This window comes from Paraburkholderia sp. CHISQ3 (assembly GCF_030464945.1).
Taxonomy (GTDB): domain Bacteria; phylum Pseudomonadota; class Gammaproteobacteria; order Burkholderiales; family Burkholderiaceae; genus Paraburkholderia; species Paraburkholderia megapolitana.
On sequence record NZ_JALPRG010000022.1, the window covers coordinates 13327 to 35456 of the forward strand.

Consider the following 22130-nt stretch of genomic DNA (forward strand, 5'->3'; position numbering starts at 1 on the left):
GCGTTGAGTGATAAGAAGTCTCCGGGATATCAGCGGGCGCGCGGATCGAACACGCGATAGAGCGCATCGGTCAGCAGATTGAGTGCAATGAACGTGACACCGATCACGAGCGTGCTGCCCAGCACGGCGTTCATATCGGCATTCAACAGCGCGCCTGTCAGATACGAACCGATACCGGGCCAAGCGAAGACGATTTCGGTCAACACCGAGCCCTCGAGGAGATAGCTGTAGGTGAGTGCGATGACGGTCAGCAACGGCACGGCGATATTGCCGAACGCGTGACGCCAGATCACCCGACGCTCGGGCAAACCTTTCGCGCGCGCCGTGACGATGTACTCCTGGCTCATCTGTTCGAGCATGAATGAACGCGTCATCCGGCTTAGATAGGCAACCGAGTAGTAACCGAGGATGGCCGCAGGCAGCGCGATATGCGAGAACGCGTTGAAGAACACGTCCCACTCGCCGGCAATCAGCGAATCGACCAGCAGGCTGCCCGTATGCGTATCGACCATGCCGTCGAACACGGGATCGATGCGCCCTGGACCGGCTACCCAATGCAGCTTTGCATAGAACAACAGCAGTCCCATCAGCCCTAGCCAGAACACCGGCACCGAACTGCCGACGAGACCGACAAAACGTGCAACGTGATCGACCCAGCGGTTGTGGCGCACGGCGGCGGCGACACCTAACGGCACGCCGATCAGCACACCGATGATGGTGGACAGCGTCGCGAGCTCGAGCGTTGCGGGGAATACTCGCTGGATGTCTTCGATGACCGGGTGCGCCGTCAGCAGCGACATACCGAAGTTGCCGTGCAGCACATCGCGCGCATAGATCAGGAACTGCACGGCGAGCGGCCTGTCGAGCCCAAGCTGCAGTCGCGCGGCCGCGTAGGCCGTCGCCGACGCACGATCGCCGAGAATAGCCAGTACCGGGTCGATCGGGATCTTGCGACCGATCACGAACGTCACCGCCAGCAACCCGGTGAAGGTGATGGCGAGCGTGATGATCCAGCGCACGAGACGCAAGGTCCAGCGCACGCTGGTGCGTTCGGCCGAAAGCACACGCATGCGCTCGAGCGTCGTGAGGGGAGTTGACATGATAGGTTCCCCGGTCGAAGGCGAAGCCACGACGGCTTCACCTTCACCGCATACGTTACTGCTTCTTCAGATTGCGATACGACACGAGGTCGTTGATCGGACCCACCTCAAGCCCCGTCACGCCCGGTCGTGCAGCCACCTGTGCAACCTGCTGGAACATGATCACGAAGGGGGAGTTGGCCAGCATCTGCTTCTGCATCGTCTGGTACAGCTCGGCGCGCTTCGTTGTCGACGATTCGGCGAGCGCCGCGTTGGTCTCCTTTGTCAGCTCGGGAATGTCCCACGAGTTGCGCCACGCGAGCATCTTGTACGCCGACTTCTCCGAATTGTCCGGATTCCACGCGAAACCCTGCGCGTTGCTGTGCGGATCGATGTAGTCCGCGGCCCATTCGCCGATATAGATGTCGTGCGAGCGCGAGCGATACTTCGCAAGCGTCTGCTTGTTGTCACCCGGGATGAGCTGAACCTTGATGCCTGCCTGGGCGAGATTCGCCTGCACGGCTTCGGCAATTTCGCCGTATGGGTAGCCGTTACGCACGTCCATCGTCACCGAAAAGCCATTCGGCAACCCGGCTTTCGCGAGCAATGCCTTGGCCTTTGCGACGTTCTGCTGGTACGGATTCGTGTTCAGCGCGCCGAGAAAACCTTCCGGAAGGAATGTTTCGTGCACCTTGTAGGTGGTCTTCGCGACATTGCTCTGGATGCCGCTATAGTCGATCAGCCACTTCATCGCTTGCTGCACTTCCGGTTTTGCGAGGTTCGGATTCTTGACGTTGAGGCCGAGATACAGCAGCGTCGCTTGCGGCACTGCGGTCGCAGATGCCTTGCCGGATTTCGTCAGGGCGGCGAGATCGTCCGGACTCAGGTTGCGGGCTACGTCGACGTCGCCGTTTTCGAGCAGCAGCCGCTGGCTCGACGCTTCCGGCACATGACGCAGCACAATGCGCTTCATCGCGAGCGGCAAGCGATAACCGTCGAAGCGCTGCAGCACGATGCTGTCGTTGGCCGTCCACTTGACGAGCTTGTAGGCACCGGAGCCCGCCTCGTTCGTGCGCAGCCAGTCGTTGCCGAAGTCATTGTCTTTCTGATGCGAGAGCAGCAACTGCTTGTCCACCACCGACGCAGGCCACGCACCGAGCACGTTCAGAACAAAGGTCGGGGCGTATTTCTGGTCTGTCGTCACACTGACGGTTGCGTCATCAACCTTCTTGACGTTGTTGAGCACGTTGTCTTTGGTCAGACCGATGCCTTGCAGCACGGCGGCCGCACCTTTGTCGAGCAGGACCGTGCGCTGGATCGACCAGGCGACGTCATCGGCGCTCAACGGGTTGCCCGAGTGGAACTTGAGACCGGAACGGAGTTTGAACGTGAAGGTCAGTCCATCGGGGCTGACGGTCCACGACTGCGCGACATCGCCGTTGAACTTCGACGGGTCTTTCAGATCGACCCGCACCAGCCGGTCATAGGTATTGGCCACATATTCTTCGGGCACGAGTTCGTAGACTTCGCCGGGATCGAGCGTGGTGAATTCGTCGAGGAAGGTCGCCATGACGAACATGTCTTTCGGTGTCGCCGCAGCGGCGGGGTTCGCCACGGTGAACGACAGGGTCAAGACGGAGGCGATCGCTGCGGCCACCAATGCATTGCGCAATACCGGTTTCATACTCACTCCATAGGGGATGGGGTAGAGCTTGCCAGAAAAAAAAGCCACTACATGAGACGCAATGGGCCGCTTGCGCTGTCGTCGATTAGAGGCAGCGCGCGCGAGCCAGGCAGCTCGTAATGCCACCATTCGCTTTTGATATGCGTGAAGCCCGCAGCATGCATGATGCCGAGCAGTAATAGACGGTTGCGCTGCACGGGTCCGGGAAGACCCGGATGAAAGTGTTCGGACTCGATCGTCATGGCGTCGAAACCCGTGCCCATGTCGAGTTCGCTGCCGCTGGCATCGAGCAAAGTCAGGTCGATCGCGGTGCCGCGGCTGTGGTTCGAACCGCGACCGGGTTCGGCGATGTAAGTGGGATCGGGCAGGAAATCCCAGAGCACCTGTTGTGCTTCGCGCGGGCGGTAGGCGTCGAAAATCCGTAGTGTCAGGGCGGCGTCGCGAGCAATTTCAATCGCCTTGCGCAACCGGGTTTCGGCGGGTTCGAGCAGCAGGCAGTGGGCTTCTTTGTAGATCGCTTTGCCGGTGAGGTTGCGCGAGGTGGCATAGACGAGATCGAGGTCGACGCCATGCGTGGCGGGCGTGATTTCGATAAGTCGCGGTTCGGTCATGGAGGGCAGGGTGGGGTGTCGGATACTTGATGCTTTATGAATGCGCAGTATAAGCTCGACTTTCGATAGCGCGATAGTGTCTGCGAGCCGCCGAAGGGGGAGCGATGTCTATCAGAATCGGCACTGCGTCGTGGACCGATGCGACGCTTATCAAGAGCGGGCGTTTCTCTCCGAAGGGCTGCACAAGTGCTGAGGCGCGTCTGAGGTTCTACGCCAGTCAGTTCGCTCTGGTCGAAGTCGACTCGTCCTACTACGCGATGCCGAGCGCCAGCAATAGCGCGCTATGGGTCGAGCGCACACCCGATGGTTTCATCTTCAACATGAAGGCGTTCCGTCTGTTCACGGGCCATCAGACCGAGCGAAAGTTTTTCCCGAAGGATCTGCAGGGCGAGTTGCCTCAGACGGATAAAGCCAATCTGTACTATCGCGATGTGCCTGCGCCGGTGATTGAGGAAATGTGAGCTCGATATTTCGAAGCGATCGAGCCGCTACGCGCGGCGGGCAGGCTCGGTGCTGTGTTGTTCCAGTTTGCGCCGTGGATGACGAGCGAGCCGAAGGACAGGGCGCATGTCGAGCACTGCGCCGAACGAATGCATCCTTACCTGACGGCCTTTGAATTCCGCAGCAAAAGTTGGGCGGATAGCGATGGGCGGGGTAACGCGGAATGTTCGCGTAGGCGGTTCTCTTTTCGCACTCGCGCATCCCCTCTGCCGCGCGATACCCACAATGTCACTACGTTAAGCATCAGTCTGGTTTTTACTCTTTCATCCATGGAGAACACATGCCACGCCCACTCTCATTCCATTCGGGCAACATCGCGCTCCGGAACGCCCAGCGCTCCGATGAAGATCTCACCACGGTAGTGAACAATGCGCGCAAACCCGCCGGAATCCAAAGGCTGGCAGCAGCGGGCTACCATCGTGCCGCCCCCGAAAATTCCGCCGACTACAGCACAGAAGATGTCCGGAACTACTTCAACTTTGATTTCAACGTTGCGCCAGAACGTCCCGCTACTCCATCAACACCACGGCCTCGAGCGGCATTGCCTTCGAGTCAACAACTGACTCCGGATCGGGCCGCCGGCAATGCCATCGGGATTGACGAGGTCATGCAGCGACAGCGTGTCGGTCTGAGTGACACGCGGAGAGACACGTTCGCGGGCAAGCTCAACGGCTTCAGCCGCTGGTTGGGCGAGAACCATGGAATGACCTTCGAGCAGTTCAGCGGTTCATCCGCGGATAAACGGCTCGCGCTGGTTGACAGCTTTGGGATGGCTTATACCGCAGCTAGCCTGCGAACTGCGCTGCGTAGCGCTGGCCTGCTGTAACCCTGTCTGCGGCATTGAACGCGTCGTCGATAGCCTGTGCGCGTTGGGTGCAAGTGATTGTGAGTGCCTTGTAGATGACGGCCCCGCGACGCGGGGTTTTTTCATTGATGGCTCGCCCAAAGCGCATATTTCGAAGTGGCGCAAACCCTGACGCTCGACGCAATGGCTCGTGGCTACGAAGAGGCGTTTCTCGACACAATTTCAAAACGGACAACTCGGTTGGGGACTTTTCGTTAGCAGCCTCGCTGCTGGCGGAAAAGGGACGGCGGACGAAAACCCGAATTACCTCAAGGTAGTTCATGTGCTCGTACGAAAAACGCGTCCGAGCGGTCAAGCTCCACGGGCTGTTGACTACCCCGAGAGGGAACCGATGGTTTGGCCCCTCTCGAAGCGCGTTGAACGAGTGAAAACGCGTGTGCCCTATGCAATTGTCCGAACGACACCGCCGTCGACACGCAACGAACTACCTGTTGTCGCCGACGCCTGCTCCGAGCAGACATAGACGACCAGATTGGCGACTTCTTCGGTTGTCGCGAAGCGATTGAGGAGCGTGGTCGGGCGATTCGTTTTCAGGAACTGCTGCTCGGCTTCCTTACGCGTAATGCCTTGCGCATCTGCGTTCGCCTGCGCCCAACCACCCATGATCTCCGAATTCGTCGGACCGGGAAGAACCGAATTCACGGTGACGCCCGTTCCGCCGACCACCTCGGCCAGGCCCCTCGCAATGGCGAGCTGAGCGGTCTTGGTCGTGGCGTAGTCGATCATGTCCTTGGGGATGGCAAGCGCGGACTCGCTGCTGATGAAGACGACGCGCCCCCAACCGCGCTTCATCATGTTCGGCACATAGTGGCGGGAGGCGCGAATGCCGCTCATGACGTTCAGTTCGAAGAGATCGATCCACTCGCGGTCCTCAATTTCGAAGAAGGACTTCGGACGCCCCGTACCCACGTTGTTGACGAGAATGTCCGCATCCGGCGCCCGCGCGAACAACTCCGCCGCGCCTTCCGGGGTCGCAAGATCGGCGATGACGCCGGTGAACTCCGTCTTTGGCAAGAGTTCGCGAAGCTCCCGAAGCGCCGTGGAGACACGCTTCTCAGTGCGACCGTTGATCACAACCGCGGCGCCTGCGCGCCCCAATCCTTCTGCAATGGCTCGGCCGATACCCGCCGTTGACCCGGTAACGACGGCCTTGCGGCCAGTGAGATCGATATTCATGGCACCAGTCCTTCAACGTGTGGAGAAGGCTGGATTGTGGGTGATGCCGGAACTGATGATAATGGCCTGAATTATCATAATATTGATTCCAAAAAAGAATTAATGTGGATCGATTGACTCACAGTCGACGATCAGCAGAAGGCTATCGGCGCGCTTGAGGGACGCCTTGGGGTGGCGTCGGTTAACCGAAATATGAACAGCGTGACTCATCGTATTGCATTGATAAATTAGGGCGCGTCAAACTCTCACTAATGCACCTATTGCACGGCGGAAACCCGTGTAAACAAGCGATTCAAGGCATAATTGTCTTTGCTGCGGCGAAACTGGTTGGCGCGATGCTCGACCGGTGTCAAACTTTCTGGCGACAGGAATTAGGTTGCTTTTGGCTGTCCACGCGTGAGTGTTAGCTGGGTCAGGCTTGATTCTCAAGAACCTGTGCGTGGTGCGGCTATATCCTCAGTGCTCAACGTGAGCCGCGTAATAGTGTCACGCGGTTGCAGCTAGGAATTGCGAGTGAAACCTACAATACGGGGAAGGGAACGTGTCTTTAGATATCGCCGCTTTGGCGCACGCAATTGACAGCGATCTTACCAGTGATCCCGCGATGTATACGGAATCTCCTTATTACGGTCGTTTGGGATTAACCGCACACCAAACGTCGGCGACCCAAAGATTTTTAGAGAGTAATGAATTCACGAAAAAATACTTAGGGGAAAAAATTTATCACTGCAGTGGGTCGACTATCGTTAACGCGTGGGCGCTTGCTTCGTGTGCGCTAACTTTCGCGAAAGAGGTCTCTCCCCAAAAGGCGGCGGAAACTATTGATGCAATGCTGAAGGCTACGGATGCGCCGGTAAACGATATTGCATTGTTGTCGGGAATAGTTGTATCAAAAATCCATAAAATATCGAATAATATTTGGCTCGCACCCATATCTGATGCTCCGTCCAATCAGATTAAAGGAGCAGTGACGGAACACAGTGAATTCATGAAATATATGGTGGGCCGGAGCGTGTCGCCCTTTTTTGATAATTTTTTTGATAGTCCAAGGACCGTGCTCTGGCGAAGAAGATCCATGCGATTTGGATTCAAAGTGACGAATGAGGGAGTGGTTGATGCTGGAGTGGAGCAGTTATTCGAATTGTCACATCTATTGACACTCGTAGGCCCGTGTTCACCGAGTATCCGCCAATACGCTACGGAGCTTGACGAAAGTATACCGCTAAAACGGTATCTATCCCAAACGACGTATATGCACTCGGAGGAAACGAAGACAAATCAGATAACTGAGCTTGGCGATGAAGACATTGAAAATTATAGAGTCATTGTTAACGATTTTTCTCGTTTGAATGATAACGTGAAAAATTTTTTGTACACTCCGCTCGTTAGACTTAATTTGGCTATTAAACACATCAGTGAAGTAGAAAAGGCAATTGATCTTGGAATTGCTATGGAGTCGCTCTTCCTATCGGATGGTGATAAAAATGCACCGATCGCATTGCCACTTAGGTTGCGTGGTGCCTGGTTGCTCGGAGAAACAGAAGAGGAACGGGAGAATTTATATGGAAAATTCCAAAAACTGTATGATCTCAGGTCATCAGCTGTTCACAGCGGTTCTCTCGGGAAGGGTAAGCAGGACAAGTCCAATGCTGATTTGCTAGCTGATGGCGTCCGACTTTGTGTTTCGGCAATTTTAAAGATCATAAAAAATGGTGCGATGCCAAAATGGACAAAATTGATATTGGGCGGCCGCAACTAAACTGCTTGGTCCGCCCGTGATCGCCGGGGGCACTCTAAGGCGTGCCCGACCGGCCGCGAAGACCGTTGCGCCAGGACCGGGGGGCTATTCACTGTGTAGGAGTCGCGCGAGTAAAGTCTGCTGGTAGGGCTCATGCGCCCGCTAGTGTTGAGCGCGCCACGCTAGTGGAAGCGGTTAGGCTAGCGTTCGGCGGTGAAGTTTGGGTGGTGGATTCTGCCTGTTGTCTGTCCGAAAATAACTATGAACGGGGGCGATATGCGAGTACGTGTTGTGTTCGATACGAATTGCTTTACGCCGCAGCATTTCGATATTCTTGATAGCAGCCCCATGCGTCAGCTATGTCACGCTGGGCGGATTGTGGCCGTATATGGACACGTTTTTCTTGAGGAGATGCTGCGAAGTTACGGCAATGATGCGAAGCGGCGGGATCTGGCGACGCGTTGGATGCCCTTTCTGATGGACACGGCCGGGCGGCTTAACGATGATTTTGTGAGCATATGGCATTCCGAGCTGGTCTGTGGCCGGGGGGTGCATGCTAGGCGATTTATGCCGCTCAAAAGACAGGAATATTTGTTTGAAAATTGTCACGATATGCCCTTGGACGGCACTTGGAAGATTTGGCGCGAGGTTCAGGATGAGCTGAGGGTAGAAAACGCGAAGCGCGCAAAGATGCGGGAGCTTTCGAAGGAGGTCCGATTACAGGTGCGAGATTGGACTAGGTTGATTAGATACAGTCGAAAGCGTCATGGTGTTCCGGTGTTCGCAGATACGCTTTCCAGTGAGGCTGATCGGAGTGGGCGAGAGTTCATTGTTAAGAAGATCGAGGCGTACAACCCAGTTGAAGTCGCAAATCGATGGTCGCGGGCGAAGGATTTTTATCCGTACTTCACGACTTTCGTGCAGACGATTTTGTACATGCCTTTTTATGCGTCAGTCTATGCAAACGACAGGATTGACCTGAATGCCCAAGCAGACCTTGATCTGATGACACATTTGTTGCATGCCGACGTGCTTGTCAGCAACGAGCAGGGCTTTCTACAGCGTGCTTTTGACGATTTGTGGAGACCACGCGGCAAGGTGTTGATGAACTCAGAACAGTTCGTTAGATTTTTGAGGAAGCTTGCGTAGCGGATGTGATGGTTATAGTTGGGTGGGGGCGGAAGGCGTGCGAACAGCAGGGGGCTGCGCTATGACGGTTACATCGTGTGAAGACGAGCGGGCACTACAGCATCTTGGAAAGGTGACGACACTTGCAGCGTATATCGCTGTTGTCGCGGGTCATTTGGACGGAGCCACACGCTATCTCTTCCGGGGGCAGCGTGAATTGCCTTGGGCGCTGAAACCTAGTGTTGCGCGGCACCCGCGCAATTCGGCGGACGTGGAGCGTGAGATGCTGGAGGAATTCAAGCTCCGATCGATTCCGTATCTCGAATCAACGTTAGATCTGAGCGACGCTGACTGGCTTGCGATCGCGCAACACCATGAGATGCCGACGCGGTTACTCGATTGGACCGGTAATGCGTTGGCCGCTTTGTGGTTCGCGATCAATCTACCGGGCGTAGCGTCGGCGGATCGCACTAAGGAGCCGCCTGACGCCGCTGTGTGGGTGCTGGGTTACGAGCAGGGTGATTTGTTATCTGATCAGGAGCGTCGTAACCCTCTGGCCGTGAATCGGACCGCGCTGTTTAGGCCGCGTCATGTGTCACGCAGGATTGCTGCGCAAGACGGGTGGTTTACAGTTCATCGCTCGCATGAGAACAAAGAAGATCGGTTCGTGTCGCTTGAATCGAATAAGGAATTTGAGAAACGGGTGCATTACGTGAGTATTCCGGCCGTCTCTTTTGGATCGATGCGATTGCAGTTGAGGACCGCCGGCGTCACAAGTGCGACATTGTTTCCTGATTTGGTCGGTGTCGCGAGGTTGGTGGCGGGGGTGTATCTGTTCTCTGATGATGAGATCTTGCCGCGTCTTGGTTCGCAACTGGGTCTTGAGTGGTTGATCGGTACAAACGACGGGGATGACGTGGCTAGGTGAGCTGTTCAGAAATTAGAGCCGGGGCGTTACGCAGCCAGTTTGTGCTCATAGAATGGCTCCCGGCCGACGCAATCTCGGAGAAAGGGTTATGTTTGAGAAATATTGAGAAATATTTCAATACAGTTTCGAAATTCGATGTCTTGATATGGCATAGTTTTGCGCGGTAAGTATTGCGTCAACGTTATGTAATGCGCATGCCGGAGCTATCAAGAATGAATCGAATAATGTTGCTCACAACGTCTAAGCTGCTGACGGTTTTTTGCCTGCTGTTAGGCTCTGCGTTTGCCATGGCAGATACAGGGGATAGCGTGTGCTATCCCATCTTTGAAAAAGGCGGGGCGGTCCCAAAGACTTCCGCCTGCGCGACTGCCGCGGGCTCGGTGAACGTGGGAACCAATCCGCAATGTAAAACTGATGGGAGTTTTGCGAACCGATATTGTGGAGATAGCTGTTATGCGAACGTTGTCGCTCTTGATAATTTGCCTCGTCCCTCGGGCGCACCCCAAAATGGGTTCACTGACACCCAGACCTGCATCGCTAAATCATCGTGTCTGGGCAAGAGCAGTCTTGCGAGTTCGCACTGGCTGGATGAAGTTGTCACCACATTCGTTACTCCGTTCACAAGCAGAACTGGCGACTGGAAAAAGGTTATGGGTGATTGCGACAATTATTCATCGGTATCGTACATAAACCAGAAGTACTGCGAGCAGCATATGGCCCAGTATCATATTAAAAATGATCTTCAGAACGCTCTTAATACTGATGGATGCGGCGACCCGGGCGACTGGGATCAGATAGGCAAAAATATCTCTCAATGTGTGCAAGAGGCGAATAGCGTACCGGTCGCTGGCATCCTTGCGGCGGCAATTGTCAAAAGGCTACGTAATTCTGTGCGCACCCAATGTGTTGCATATCGACAGGCCCATAACTTGCCAGTTCAGGAGCAGTTGTCGCCATTGGTGGTTGGACAGCCTTATTTCTGTGCTGGTAATCCGACCTCGAATCCGGCTATATGTGGATCCGATCTCCTGGCTGCCGCACAGGCCTATGCGCAACGGGAATCGACTGCGACTTGGACCTTTACGTTGAGTTCGTGCAATCCGCGTGCGTGCATGTTTGACTGGGATACGAGTGGGTATGCTCAACCGCAGCAGCTGTATTGGGCTTGGTCGTCTTATCTACATTGGTCCGGGCCCCCATGCTCGTCGGGCCTTTGGGCTGACGGTGCCTGTCTTGCATATCGAGGCAAATAGTCAGCATTGCGTCATCAGACATTGATTATCTGAGAACTTTCCGATCAAAGGATGAGGGATGGACTCGAAACGGTATATAGCATTTCTCTTTTCGGCATGCGTGGTGGCTGCGTTACCTCTTCGTGCTTCGGCACAGGACGTGCCCAACGCGCTGCTTGAAGTAAGTGTGAACGGAACGGTGTACAAAGGAGAGGCAGAGTGGGACGCCAGTGGCGCATCCGACGCAGCGGCCGCGAGCAAGTTTATCGACCAGAATATCCTGCATGTTCCACATGGCGGCAGCGTGCAGTTGAGGGTGGACCTGGTTGCGGCGAATGGACAGAAAACCGACGTAACAGCAGATCCGTCAACACATTACTCTGCGGTGACCGACTGGAATCTGGACGTTTCCGGTACGGGTTTGGTTACGCAGAAAGCGAACCCTGGATATACACAGGCCAATCTGGCGAACGACAAGAGTGGCCAGGTCATCGTCTGGTACAAGAGCGGGAACATTCTTGGGTACAACTCGATTCAGCTCCAGATTGATTGAGTTGCGCTGCCCCGGCCCGGTTTCGCAGGATTTAGGGCGTACGTGCCTCTGAAAGGCGCTGGGCGATGTGCCCCTGGCGAAACGGCGATGAATGTTCTGAAAGCCCCGCGATGCGGGGCTTTTTCACTGGTGATGGGCGAGACTCAACCGGCGAAACCCGGTAACGGAAGCTGGTGCCGAGTGTCAGACCGTGCTCGATGACTGCCTCGATGACCTTCACACGCTCGAGCTCGTGCATGCTTATCGTGATGAATCCACGTCCGTTCATGTCCGGCTCCCGGGCTGTGCGTCATGCCTGAGCATGCGCCACAGCTACAGCCCGGGGCCGGGAACCGGACATTTCTAATGAGCCAGAACCAGACATTACTAAAAAGCTCTGACATCGGTCCGATTGATAAATTACGTTATGTTAAATACAAAATCACGAACATCGTTAGCCACTTTCCAAGCCTGCCGGTATCCGCAGCTCGACAAACCCCGCCTCTAAACCCAGACGAAGTCAGCTAGCCGCGGCCAGTAGCGCAGCGGAGGCCAAATGTGGATCGGCGCTGCGCTCATATTCCGCGACCCAGGACGGATAGTTGTGCAAATTCGCAATCTTGCTGGGATGAAAACCTGGCAGCATGTACCGGACAATCCCGGGAATCATGCGGGATTTCACGCCATTGAAGCCGTATAGCCACCCAAGATTCTTGAGCTTGAGCATCCTTCGCTCGATCCAGTTGAAGCCGTCGGCTTTCAGCATCTGGTCCGTGAAGTAGCCCGTAATCCGGTTCAGTTGCCAGATGACAAGGAGCATCGCGCCGATGCGGCTCCGGTAGCTGATCCGCGTGACGGAAGTCATGACATCGAAGACAACCGACTTGTGCTCCATTTCCTCGATGGCGTGCCAGGCCCACAGCGCACGCATCCTCGGCTCCATGCCTTTAGTCACGACTTTTCGGGCAAAGAACGAGTCGGCGAGCGAGGCCGTGAAATGCTCGACTGCAGCAGTGATCGCGACACTGTAATCTTCTGAAACCCGGGCCTTCATTTCGTCGATCAAATGCTTGTGGATGGACGAAAGTTTTTCGACTGGCATGCCCTGTTTCACAAGGATCTCGTTGTATCGGATGTGCGCCATGCCGTGCTGCCCTTCCTGGCGCGTAAAGTCTTTTACTTGCTGGATCAGTTGTCGATCCTTGATACGGTGCCGTACGGCACGAACACTCGAGATAAAAAAGCGCTCGCCTTCAGGGAAGCTGATCTGCAGGCCATCCAGGAAGCGGCTCTTGTAGGGGTCGTTGTCGAACCAGTGCCGTGGAATACTCTCATCGAATCCGAAGTCGATATTCTCGCGGGCAACAATGGCGATGGCGCACTTGCGGGAAGATGTCATGGCGGCAATTCCAGGAAAAGGATTCGGTGATTTCGAAATCTGATCGTAGTGGCCCCCGGCATGGCATACAAGGTATAGAGTGCACCAAATGAATAGCCCGAAAAGTGCAAATAGCCCTACTCTTATGCCCTCCGCTCTACCTCCTGGCTGGAAGACGCCCTCACCGGCGGTTCGCGAACTGCTGCGTCAGGGAGCAGAGATCGCGCTCCAGGCGCCGCCGGAATGGCTGGAGAATCTGGACGCGGCGAGCCTGCCAGATGTCGCCGCAATGTCTTCAATCGACGATCCGGTGTTGCTGGCAGCTTCACGTCGGATGAACCGCGTCGGCATCCTGCATTGGGCTTCCGCGAACATTCAGCACCCCGGCGAACCCGTTCCGGTCTATCTGCCGCCTGACCTCGAAGAGATGGCTCGGCAGTTGGTCCGCCGCGGGCAAGGCGACGTCATTCTCAATTCCGGCCGGGCTGTGCAAAACGCCGCGCTGCAGTTTTCGCGTCGGGCCGCCTTCCAGCTGACGCAGGATGCCGTGCTGCTCGAAGAGTTGCTCGAGGTCATGGCACAGTCGATCATGACCTTCATCGACGACAACATGCGCGAGGTCACCACCGTCCTGCGCCGGGAGCAGGAAATCCTGCGGCAAAGCAGCCATGTGGATCGTCGCGACCTCGTTGCCAGAATCATTCAAGGCGAAGATGTCGGCGCTGTTCTGGCTAGCGGACGCCTCGAATACGCTATGGAGCAACAGCACCACGGCGCGCTGATCTGGAGCGAGGCCAGACAACCCGAGCTTCGGCAACTCGAGGACGTTGCGCGCGAGCTCGCGCACTGCGCACACGCATCGTCACACCTGGTCATCCTGGCGAATTCGGCGACGCTGTGGGTATGGTGCGCGGCGGATCAACCGGTCAACAGGACGCGGCTCGAACAATTCGTGGCGACGGTTCCCCGGACCCGCGTGGCGATCGGCGAACCCGGCCGTGGCATCGAAGGATTCCGGAGCTCGCATCTGGAAGCGCTCACGGCGCAACGGGTAGTCGGCCGACTCCGCTCCCCTGCATGCGTGGTGAGCATTGCTCAGGTTCGGCTGGTGTCGTTAATGACACAGGATGCGAGGGCCGCACAACACTTCGTCAGCGAGACGCTAGGATCGCTGACCACGGCGTCGCCGATCCTGCAGAAATCGTTGCGAGTCTTCCTCGAGTGCGGCTCCAATGCAACGGAGGCGGCGGAACTGCTACATAGCCACCGCAATACCCTGCTACGCCGGCTGGAGAAAGCGGAGGAGCTGTTGCCGCGCCCGCTAAGGAAATGCCGGCTGGATGTGGCGGCCGCGCTGGAGGTGCTGGCCTGGACTCAAAACGAGGAGTAGGCAATCGATCGATAACCATAATCGATCTTCAAAGAAATCGACCGTACTGGAAATCAGCAGAAACACAACGACCCTGGGCGGCATTGCACAGTGCTCTGTCCGCCAAATAAAAAATCGACGTTTTTCGAAAATTGGGCAACCACGATTCCGAGGATTTTCAAAATTTCTCAAATTGTCTGATTCAGCGGGTTGTCACAAAATCTCCAGTCACCACAATTGATTTATATAAATCAATGATTCAATTCGAAATATGAAAGGTTTCTTTCGAAAAGCCTTATCATCCAATACATAAAGCCCTCCCCGGTTTTGACGGAAAATCTAGCGTACCAACGGGAATCTCCCAGGCAATGCGACTCAAGAAACTCTTTCAATATGCCAACGCAGCAATGTTTCTTCCAATACTCAAGCAACTCGCCAAAATCTCACGTACGTATTTCTGTCATCCGGGCGACCCTTGACAAAGTCCATCGCCCCAGCCTATTTTCCCCATGGCTTCACCATTAAAAATCCATTCACCTTAAACCACTACACAAGATAAATTAATTTCACCGCTGGTCTGCAGGTTTATGCACTTTAGATTCGTGGTTTTAAATTCAGAAAGCAGTTCAATCCCGACTGCTGGTCTCGACGCGTCCAGTTGACGCCAGCGGTCTTTGCGAAACGGTATCTGAACCCACCACCAAGGATAAAGATGAAACCAGACAGGAGATGTGCCGGCAATCGCCGTGGCGCTACGCCAGGCAAGATCACGACCATTGCAGCCATGGTAGTCGGCGCTATGGCGCTCGCCGCATGCGGCAGCGGGGATGGCTCTTCAAGCAGTGCCGCGAACCTGAAGCAGACCGCTAACGCGAAAGCCGCCCAGGTAGCAGCCAACCAGACCTACGTCGATCCCGTTGCCTATTCGATGAATGCGAACGACAGTCTCGACGCGTCGCAAGTCGCCGAGAAGGCTGCCGTGATGAACTACACGTGGACCTCCGGCAGCACCACGGTCAATTACACGACCACCACGGGTCACCTGACCGCATCCGACTCGAGTGGCAATCCAGAAGCTTCGATGTCCTATGTCGCGTACACCGCGCCCAGCACGAACGGTGCGCCGCGCCCTGTGACGTTCGTCTACAACGGCGGCCCGGGTTCGTCGTCGATCTGGCTGCGTCTCGGCTCGTTTGCCCCGACGCGTGTCGCCACGCCCGACCCGCTGTTCGGCACCAACTGGCCGAACTATCCGCTCGTCAACAACGCTGAAAGTCTGATCGATACGACGGATCTCGTCTTCATCGATCCGCCGGGAACCGGGCTCTCCGAAGCCGTGTCGCCGAACACGAACCAGACGTTCTGGGGTTCCGATCCGGACGTCACCGTGATGCGCGATTTCATCGAGCGTTATCTAACGGTGAATAGTCGCAGCAGTTCGCCGATCTACCTTTATGGCGAATCCTATGGCACGCCGCGTACCGACATGCTCGCGCTGTCGCTCGAAACAGCCGGCGTACATCTGACGGGGATCACGTTGCAGTCCGCGATCCTCAATTACTTCGCGGATGCCACGGAAGCCGTCGCCGTCGAGAATTCGACCGCCGGTCTCGCGCTTGCCACCGACACCGTGGCCGGCTACATGCCCGGTTATGCGGAGGTGGCGGCGTACTACAACCAGGTATCGCCGGCACCGGCTAGCCAGAGCGCCTACGCGACGCAGATGGCGCAGTTCGTCACGACCGAGTACAGCGCCTTCAATAGCTATTCGCAGTCGTGGGTGCTGAGTCAGATCGGCGACCCCGATGCACTGGGTAGGCCGGTATTCCCTTCGACGAAAACGCTCACGTCGTGGGAGCAGCCGTCCAGCCTGACCCTGCAGGCACTGAAGGGCTACTTCAACGCGAATCCGTTCTCGGGCAGTCTGATATCGGGAACGACGATCGGCCGCTACGATGGACGCGTGTCGCTGCCGAATTCGGACTCGCGGCTGCAAAGCGATGGCGACCCGTCGGACATCCTGATTTCGCAGCCGTTCACGAACGCCCTCGCGACACAGATGCCGAACTACCTCGGCTATACGGCGCCGAATGCGACCTACGTGCCGTTGAACGACAACATCATCGGTAGCTGGGACTTCTCGCACGACGGACAGGCTTTGCCGGACACGATCCCCGATCTGCTCGGCGCGCTGCAGCTCAATCCGCAGCTGGCTGTGTTCTCCGAGAACGGCTATCACGATCTGGCCACGCCGTTCTTTAATACCGAGAAGCAGCTCGCGCGGCTCCAGACCGTATCGGGTCTAAATCCGAACCTGCAGGTCAGCTTCTTCCAGGGCGGTCACATGATCTATCTGGATGACGTTGCTCGCCCGCAGATGAAGTCGGACCTGGCGCTCTTCTATCAGAACGCAGCGATTCCGGGGGCGCTCACGCTCAAGACGTTGCCGGCGCCGTGGGCAGACGAGGCCGCGGCCAGCACGCCAACGGCCAACGCGGCCACTACCGGAGCGAAGGTACCTTGATCGATAGCGGGATACTCCTTCTTACGGGAACCCTCTGCTCACCCATTCAATGAGAGTGATCATGTCTTTAATCAAATTGATGCGACGTATTTCCCCGTTGATCGTGCTCGGCGCTGCAATCAGTAGCGCTCACGCGCTGCCGCCTCAAGCGGTAGCTGCGGTGACGCTGCCGCATGGCAGTCACGGCGTCGACGGTCCGTTCTTTCCGCAGAGCCGTGTGGCGGCTGTGCTCCCCTCCACGGGTGCGACGCTGCAGCAGCAGGCGCAGCAGCGTGTCGAAGCTCGGCTCGGTGCCAACACGGTGCTGAGTAACGGCGCTTCTGTGACGAAGGCGCAGGCGCAAAGCAGCGGTCTGGGGTATGTCTCGAAGCACTTCGATGCAATCGATAGCGCCCATACCGGGCGCGTATCGATGGCCGATGTGCGGACGTATATTCAGAAGCAGCAACTGCAACAGCAGTAAGCGGTTTTCATTCGAAGTGGGCGAAATCGGGGTGTCGATGAAGACACTCCGGTTTCGCCTTGATTATTGCGGTGTACCACTCATTCGAGATCCGCATCGATGCGTTCGATAAGACCATCGGCGTTGATTGCGATCTTGAGCGTCCCGATCTCGTGGCCGAAGTTACCGGTGAAGTCGAGGCGAGCGACGGCATTGAAGTTGTCCAGTTGCTCGAGCGACAGAAGCTTGCTGGCAGTTTTATAACCAACGAAAAACTGCTCGATATACAGGCGAACACCTTCGGTGCCGACAAAGGCGTCGCCAACCGAAACGTCGTCGATGACCGCATCGGACGCGAAGAGGGCCAACGCTCCTTCGACGTCGAATGCGTTGACGGTCTGGATGAATGTATCGACAAGCTTCTTCATATCAGTGCTGCCATTCCTTGTAGACGAATTCGAGGCTGTAGCCGTCGGGATCGCGAACCTGGGCCGCGTAGTAGCGCGGGTCGTAGTGAAGTTGTGGTCCCGGAGGATGGATTTCGCTGGCGCCTGCGGCCATCGCCGCCGCGAAGGCCGCATCGACCTCGCTCTTGCCGTCGGCGACGAAACCGACGTGGGCAGCGCGCCCTTCGACCGTACCTTCGCGCAGCCAGAAGAACACGCGAGCGTTCTTGCCGAAACCCTTGAGATCGGGGTGGCCGGCAGGGCCTTGTCTGCCGTCGTAGTCGAGCGCATGGGCGATGCCGAGCGGCGCGAGTGTCTTCTCGTAGAACGCAATCGAACGATCGATATCGCTGACGGATATGAATACGTGATCGAGCATGGGGGCTCTCCCCTCCTTTGTATCTGGTGAGCGCTAAGATACAACGATCGACCCACGCGCGCTCACCCGATCCTCCCCAAAGCTTGACTGTTTCTGCTTTCGCACCCGGTTCCTTACCACCACCATTCCATCTGCGTTCCGACCGTCGAACCGGTACGCGAGGTGCCGAAAATTCCCGTCGTCGACAGCGGATCGCCAGGTGCCGCCGCAGCCTGTGCCGCCTGGTTCCAGTGCGCATAGGTGTAGAAGACACGCAGCTCGGGTCGCGACCAGAACGAACGGTCCATCGCCAGTGTCAACGCGACGCTCGCCTTGAGCAGCTTACGGGTCGGGCCACCCGATGGCGTCACGAGGTCGTGGCCGAAGTCGCCCTGCAGCTTGATGTGCTGAGTGAACGCGTAAGCCGGTCGCACGCCCATCGACACCCAGGTCTGCGAGCCACCCGACGGCGCGATGTCGCGCTGATAAATGCCGACCACCTGGCCGCCGAAATCGCGCGTTGCCTGCCAGTCGAATGCATCGAGCACACGCAGGCTCTTGTAGCGGTGGTCGTTGCTAAGCGTACCGGTGTAGCTAAGACCGGTTCCGGGGCCCGTCCCGTACTGGAACGCGAGCTTGTTCTTCCCGCCGAACAGATTGGACTGGACATGCTGCACGGTGATCGACCAGCCGCTATGCGCGTCCTGCATCAAGCCGTTCGAGCCGCTCACAGGTGCCCGCGCCGGAATATACGACAACCCGAACTGCAGTTCGCCGTCCCGGTTCGGATGCACACCGGACAACTGCAGGTCATGGCGGGTGGCGTAATACTGCGCGTTGACCGTATCCTTGCGAAACAGCCCGTAACTGAGCTTGAGGCCGCCGCCGATCGACACGTTCTCGATGCCCGCGCCAAGGCCGGTCGGATTCCAGTAGAAGAAATCATTCGCGTAGACGTCATGGCGCCGGTAGTAGATCCTGCCGAACCAGATGCGCGCGGCGTCGAGGCCGGGGATATCGGTCAACTGCACATACGACTGCGGCAAGCGGATGTTGCCCTGGTTGCCGTTGCTCGTATGAAAAGTCGGTACTCGATCGAGCGAGTTGACAAGACTCGCCATTCCCACCGCCGACAGCTGCATGCCATTCGAGAATTTGTACAACGTCTGGTCGATCTCCAGTTCGCCATACACCTGACACTCGTTACCGAGCCGGTATTTGCTCAACGCGCCCACCAACTGGTAGCAGGCTTGCGAGTGGCCATCGCTCGCGCCGACGCCTGCCCGAAAATAGCCATGGAATACCGTCCACGGCGTGAGCTGGTTCCATGCCGACGAGGGTGTCGGAGTCACGGTGCCTATCGGGCTGGTGTCGGTTTGCACCACACCTGTCGACTGGCTCATACCGGCCGGTTCCGCGTTGCCGGCATCCGCCAGCGTCATCACCAGAGCGGGTGACGACGCGGCCGAATCGGCAGGTGCCGTTGCGACAGTCGCGACCGTCGCAACGGGCGCTGCATGCAGGACCGTCGAACATGTCGTCATCGATATCGCCACGGCAAACCGCCGCACGCCGGGCACCCTCTTTCTTGCTGAATTGATCATGGTTGTCTCCAAACCTGTTTTCTGGCGTGCGTGCTATGCGCGCGCCTTTTTCTTTTGATTAAACGCACCCGTTTTTGGCGCGCACGAAGACCGGCATGCCGGCGTTGTCGCCGGATGCCTGCCTCAATGCTGGGTACGATGGGTCGACTACTAACTTGACGTGCGTGAGCCCGCCGGCATCGTTATCCGACTACGCCGACATCGAGCGCGGGCGCTTCGAGCGATGTGCGCCCCGCTGCCGGTGGTCGAACGCGAACCGGTTGACCTGACGCGGCACTCGCATAGATCGCGTCGAGAATCTCCATCACGACGAGACCTTCCTCACCCGGTGCGGGATGTGGCGTGTCGCTCAGAATCGCTTCGGCGTAGTCGTACATTGCCGAGCGTGCGATGGTTCCGGAGGGGTTCAGGCGCATGTCGAACTGCGCGCCGTTTTGCTCCATAAAGATATGCGCGTCGAACGTGTAGCCTTCGTTCAGGTTTTTCTGCAGCAACCCCGCTTTGGTACCGAGCAGGCGGGTTTCCATCAGCTCGGCTTCCTGGATGTTGGTCGCCCACGATGCCTCGAGCGCAAGCGTCGCGCCGTTGTCGAAGCGGATCAGCGCCGCGGCCAGATCCTCGACGTCGAAGGTCTTGCCCGATTGTTCGGCGAGCTCGCGGGCGATCGGATCGTACGCGCAGCCCATCACCCAGACGGGCTTCGGATAACCCATCAACCACAACGCGAGGTCGAGCCGGTGTACACCGAGATCGATCAGCGGGCCACCGCCCGCGAGCGACTTCATGCCGAACCAGCCGCCGAAGCCAGGCATGCCGCGCCGGCGATGCCAGACCGTGCGGCCGAAATAGAAGTCGCCGAAAAGGTCGGCGTCGACCTGGGCTTTAAGCGCCCGCGATTGGGCGCTAAAGCGATACGAGAAGTTGATCATCAACCGCTTGCCGGCACGCTGCGCAGCGGCGAGCATGGCGCGCCCCTCCTCCGCATTCATCGCCATCGGTTTTTCGCACAACACGTGACAACCAGCGCCGAGTGCAGCGAGCGTCAACTCCTTGTGAAACTTGTTCGGCGTACAGACGCTCACCACGTCGAGCCGCTCGGCCTTGAGCATCGTCTGCGCATCCGCATAACGCGCATCGATCGAAAATTCGTCGCCGACCTTCGCGAGGCGTTTCGCATCGGGATCGGCAATCGCCACCACGTCGACGTCCGGATGCTCGCGCCAGCCCTCGATGTGCTTGAGACCGACGCCCAGTCCGATCACACCGACCCGCAACCGCCGGTCGCGCAGCGTGACGGCGGCTTCCGGCAATTCCACCTTGTAGTCGTCGTTCACGCGATGTCTCCCGTGGATTGCCGGATCCCGACCTTCGCGAATGCGTTGCCGTTGTCGCTCAGCGTTTCGAGCGGGGCGGACTGTGGGCAATGGTCGACGAAATTGACACGCGGTGCCGCCCACTGCACGGCATTGGCCAGCACCTGCTGAACGTCGCGGTTGTGATAGGTCGGATAGGCCTCGTGGCCCGGACGGAAGTAGAAAATCCGGCCGTGTCCGCGTTCCCAGCAGCAACCGGAACGGAACACCTCACCGCCTTCGAACCACGAGATGAAAATCGTCTGGTCTGGCTGCGGAATGTCGAAGCGCTCGCCGTACATCTCTTCGTTCGGCAACTCGAAATATTCGCCGAGACCCGCGGCGATCGGGTGCGAGCGCTCGACGACCCACACGCGCTCCTTCTCGGCCGCTTCGCGCCACTTCAGCGAACAGTTGGTGCCCATCAGGCGCCGGAAGATCTTCGAGAAGTGTCCCGAGTGCAGCACGATCAGCCCCATCCCTTCGAGAACCCGGCGCTGCACGCGCTCGACGATCTCATCGTCGACTTTCGAATGAGCCTTATGCCCCCACCACACGAGCACGTCGCACGTCGCGAGACGCGCCTCGCTCAAGCCGTGTTCCGGTTGATCGAGCGTGGCCGTGCCAATCTCGAGCGGTAGCGTGCCATGCCCCAGCGCGGGTATCTCGCGTAACGCAGCGGCGATCGTCGCGTGAATACCCTCCGGATAGATCGCGCGTATTTCAGGTTCTTCGCGTTCGTGCTCGAATTCGTTCCACACGATCACTGAAAGTTTCTTGTTGAACATATCTGGTCCTTGTCTGGAATCAACTTACCGATTTGACGGCGGCTGCAAACCCGAGCCGCCTGAAACTGCTGAACACCTGGCCGGCCGCATCTGTCGCATCGGCGGCACCGCCCGGGCACACCGTTACGCGAGGGCCAACGAGCCCGCGCCCTGTTCATGTACCGCGCGCGTTGCCGCCCGTCCGTCCCGATGAAACAGATGCAGTGCATCGGGCGCGAGAGCGAACGGCAGACGTTGGCCGATATGGATGTAGCCTGGCGCAGTCTTCGCAACCAGCGGGTGCGCGGACAACTCCGTATCGAGATACACATACGTGTGTTCGCCCATTTGCTCGACGTGCATGTTGATGTCCGCGCAGAACTGACCCACTAGAGCCGCAAATTTTCATCGAATTT

Annotated in this window: 20 protein-coding genes and 1 pseudogene; 9 read left to right on the top strand and 12 right to left on the bottom strand. The window is 57.5% G+C overall.

What is annotated here, in order from left to right:
• Positions 1–29 precede the first annotated feature (29 nt).
• The 3 genes from M0D65_RS32765 to ddpX are packed head-to-tail and all read right to left on the bottom strand — an operon-like array spanning position 30 to position 3374.
• Positions 30–1100, bottom strand: a complete 1071-nt coding sequence (locus M0D65_RS32765) for an ABC transporter permease (RefSeq protein WP_266256167.1) — start codon at positions 1098–1100, stop codon at positions 30–32.
• Between the two features lie 55 nt (positions 1101–1155).
• Positions 1156–2763, bottom strand: coding sequence for an ABC transporter substrate-binding protein (locus tag M0D65_RS32770; protein WP_266256168.1), 1608 nt, complete (start codon positions 2761–2763; stop codon positions 1156–1158).
• Positions 2764–2810: 47 nt separating this feature from the next.
• Entirely contained in the window at positions 2811–3374 is a 564-nt protein-coding gene (gene ddpX, locus M0D65_RS32775; RefSeq protein ID WP_091006376.1) for a D-alanyl-D-alanine dipeptidase, read from the bottom strand.
• Positions 3375–3478: 104 nt separating this feature from the next.
• Here ddpX and M0D65_RS32780 point away from each other — a divergent pair.
• Both M0D65_RS32780 and M0D65_RS32785 read left to right on the top strand, forming a co-directional pair.
• Positions 3479–4237 (top strand): annotated as a pseudogene (locus M0D65_RS32780) (DUF72 domain-containing protein).
• The gene (locus tag M0D65_RS32785) at positions 4156–4701 is read left to right on the top strand and encodes a hypothetical protein (RefSeq protein ID WP_143097994.1); all 546 of its coding nucleotides are present in this window, start codon (positions 4156–4158) and stop codon (positions 4699–4701) included. The pseudogene M0D65_RS32780 and the gene M0D65_RS32785 overlap by 82 nt, the downstream one beginning before the upstream one ends.
• Positions 4702–5121: 420 nt before the next feature.
• Here the strand turns inward: M0D65_RS32785 and M0D65_RS32790 are convergent, their stop codons facing one another.
• A complete protein-coding gene (locus M0D65_RS32790) occupies positions 5122–5916 on the bottom strand; it encodes an SDR family NAD(P)-dependent oxidoreductase (RefSeq protein WP_091006368.1) in 795 nt (264 codons plus the stop codon).
• 541 nt (positions 5917–6457) lie between these two features.
• Here M0D65_RS32790 and M0D65_RS32795 point away from each other — a divergent pair.
• The 4 genes from M0D65_RS32795 (at position 6458) to M0D65_RS32810 (ending at position 11495) form a co-directional block, all read left to right on the top strand.
• On the top strand, positions 6458–7675 hold the full coding sequence (locus M0D65_RS32795; RefSeq protein WP_266256169.1) for a HEPN domain-containing protein: 1218 nt from the start codon (positions 6458–6460) through the stop codon (positions 7673–7675).
• A gap of 255 nt (positions 7676–7930) precedes the next feature.
• Positions 7931–8803 carry a hypothetical protein gene (locus M0D65_RS32800; RefSeq protein WP_266256170.1) on the top strand — a complete coding sequence of 291 codons (873 nt, stop codon included), beginning with the start codon at positions 7931–7933 and terminating at the stop codon, positions 8801–8803.
• A gap of 112 nt (positions 8804–8915) precedes the next feature.
• Complete coding sequence (locus tag M0D65_RS32805) at positions 8916–9710, top strand: FRG domain-containing protein (RefSeq protein ID WP_266256171.1); 795 nt, start codon at positions 8916–8918, stop codon at positions 9708–9710.
• Positions 9711–11021: 1311 nt separating this feature from the next.
• Positions 11022–11495 (top strand): hypothetical protein, encoded by a 474-nt coding sequence (locus tag M0D65_RS32810; protein WP_266256172.1) that lies wholly within the window; start codon positions 11022–11024, stop codon positions 11493–11495.
• A 31-nt stretch (positions 11496–11526) separates the two neighbouring features.
• Here M0D65_RS32810 and M0D65_RS32815 read toward each other — a convergent pair whose 3' ends face one another.
• Positions 11527–11763 carry a hypothetical protein gene (locus M0D65_RS32815; RefSeq protein ID WP_266256173.1) on the bottom strand — a complete coding sequence of 79 codons (237 nt, stop codon included), beginning with the start codon at positions 11761–11763 and terminating at the stop codon, positions 11527–11529.
• Between the two features lie 231 nt (positions 11764–11994).
• On the bottom strand, positions 11995–12873 hold the full coding sequence (locus M0D65_RS32820) for a metal-dependent hydrolase (protein ID WP_266256174.1): 879 nt from the start codon (positions 12871–12873) through the stop codon (positions 11995–11997).
• 88 nt (positions 12874–12961) lie between these two features.
• Between M0D65_RS32820 and M0D65_RS32825 the strand changes: the two genes are divergently transcribed.
• From M0D65_RS32825 to M0D65_RS32835, 3 genes are all read left to right on the top strand, one after another.
• Complete coding sequence (locus tag M0D65_RS32825; RefSeq protein ID WP_266256175.1) at positions 12962–14242, top strand: CdaR family transcriptional regulator; 1281 nt, start codon at positions 12962–12964, stop codon at positions 14240–14242.
• Between the two features lie 691 nt (positions 14243–14933).
• Positions 14934–16745, top strand: a complete 1812-nt coding sequence (locus M0D65_RS32830) for a peptidase S10 (RefSeq protein WP_266256176.1) — start codon at positions 14934–14936, stop codon at positions 16743–16745.
• A gap of 61 nt (positions 16746–16806) precedes the next feature.
• Entirely contained in the window at positions 16807–17208 is a 402-nt protein-coding gene (locus M0D65_RS32835) for a 2-oxoglutarate dehydrogenase (RefSeq protein ID WP_266256177.1), read from the top strand.
• A gap of 80 nt (positions 17209–17288) precedes the next feature.
• Here M0D65_RS32835 and M0D65_RS32840 read toward each other — a convergent pair whose 3' ends face one another.
• From M0D65_RS32840 to M0D65_RS32865, 6 genes are all read right to left on the bottom strand, one after another.
• Complete coding sequence (locus M0D65_RS32840; RefSeq protein WP_266256178.1) at positions 17289–17615, bottom strand: nuclear transport factor 2 family protein; 327 nt, start codon at positions 17613–17615, stop codon at positions 17289–17291.
• 1 nt (position 17616) lies between these two features.
• Positions 17617–18012 carry a VOC family protein gene (locus M0D65_RS32845; RefSeq protein ID WP_266256179.1) on the bottom strand — a complete coding sequence of 132 codons (396 nt, stop codon included), beginning with the start codon at positions 18010–18012 and terminating at the stop codon, positions 17617–17619.
• Between the two features lie 113 nt (positions 18013–18125).
• Entirely contained in the window at positions 18126–19535 is a 1410-nt protein-coding gene (locus M0D65_RS32850; protein ID WP_266256180.1) for a carbohydrate porin, read from the bottom strand.
• A gap of 242 nt (positions 19536–19777) precedes the next feature.
• The gene (locus tag M0D65_RS32855; RefSeq protein WP_266256181.1) at positions 19778–20929 is read right to left on the bottom strand and encodes a Gfo/Idh/MocA family protein; all 1152 of its coding nucleotides are present in this window, start codon (positions 20927–20929) and stop codon (positions 19778–19780) included.
• The gene (locus tag M0D65_RS32860; protein ID WP_091006345.1) at positions 20926–21735 is read right to left on the bottom strand and encodes a ThuA domain-containing protein; all 810 of its coding nucleotides are present in this window, start codon (positions 21733–21735) and stop codon (positions 20926–20928) included. Before M0D65_RS32860 ends, M0D65_RS32855 begins: the two co-directional genes overlap by 4 nt.
• 123 nt (positions 21736–21858) lie before the next feature.
• The gene (locus M0D65_RS32865) at positions 21859–22077 is read right to left on the bottom strand and encodes a hypothetical protein (protein ID WP_266256182.1); all 219 of its coding nucleotides are present in this window, start codon (positions 22075–22077) and stop codon (positions 21859–21861) included.
• Between the last annotated feature and the right edge of the window lie 53 nt (positions 22078–22130).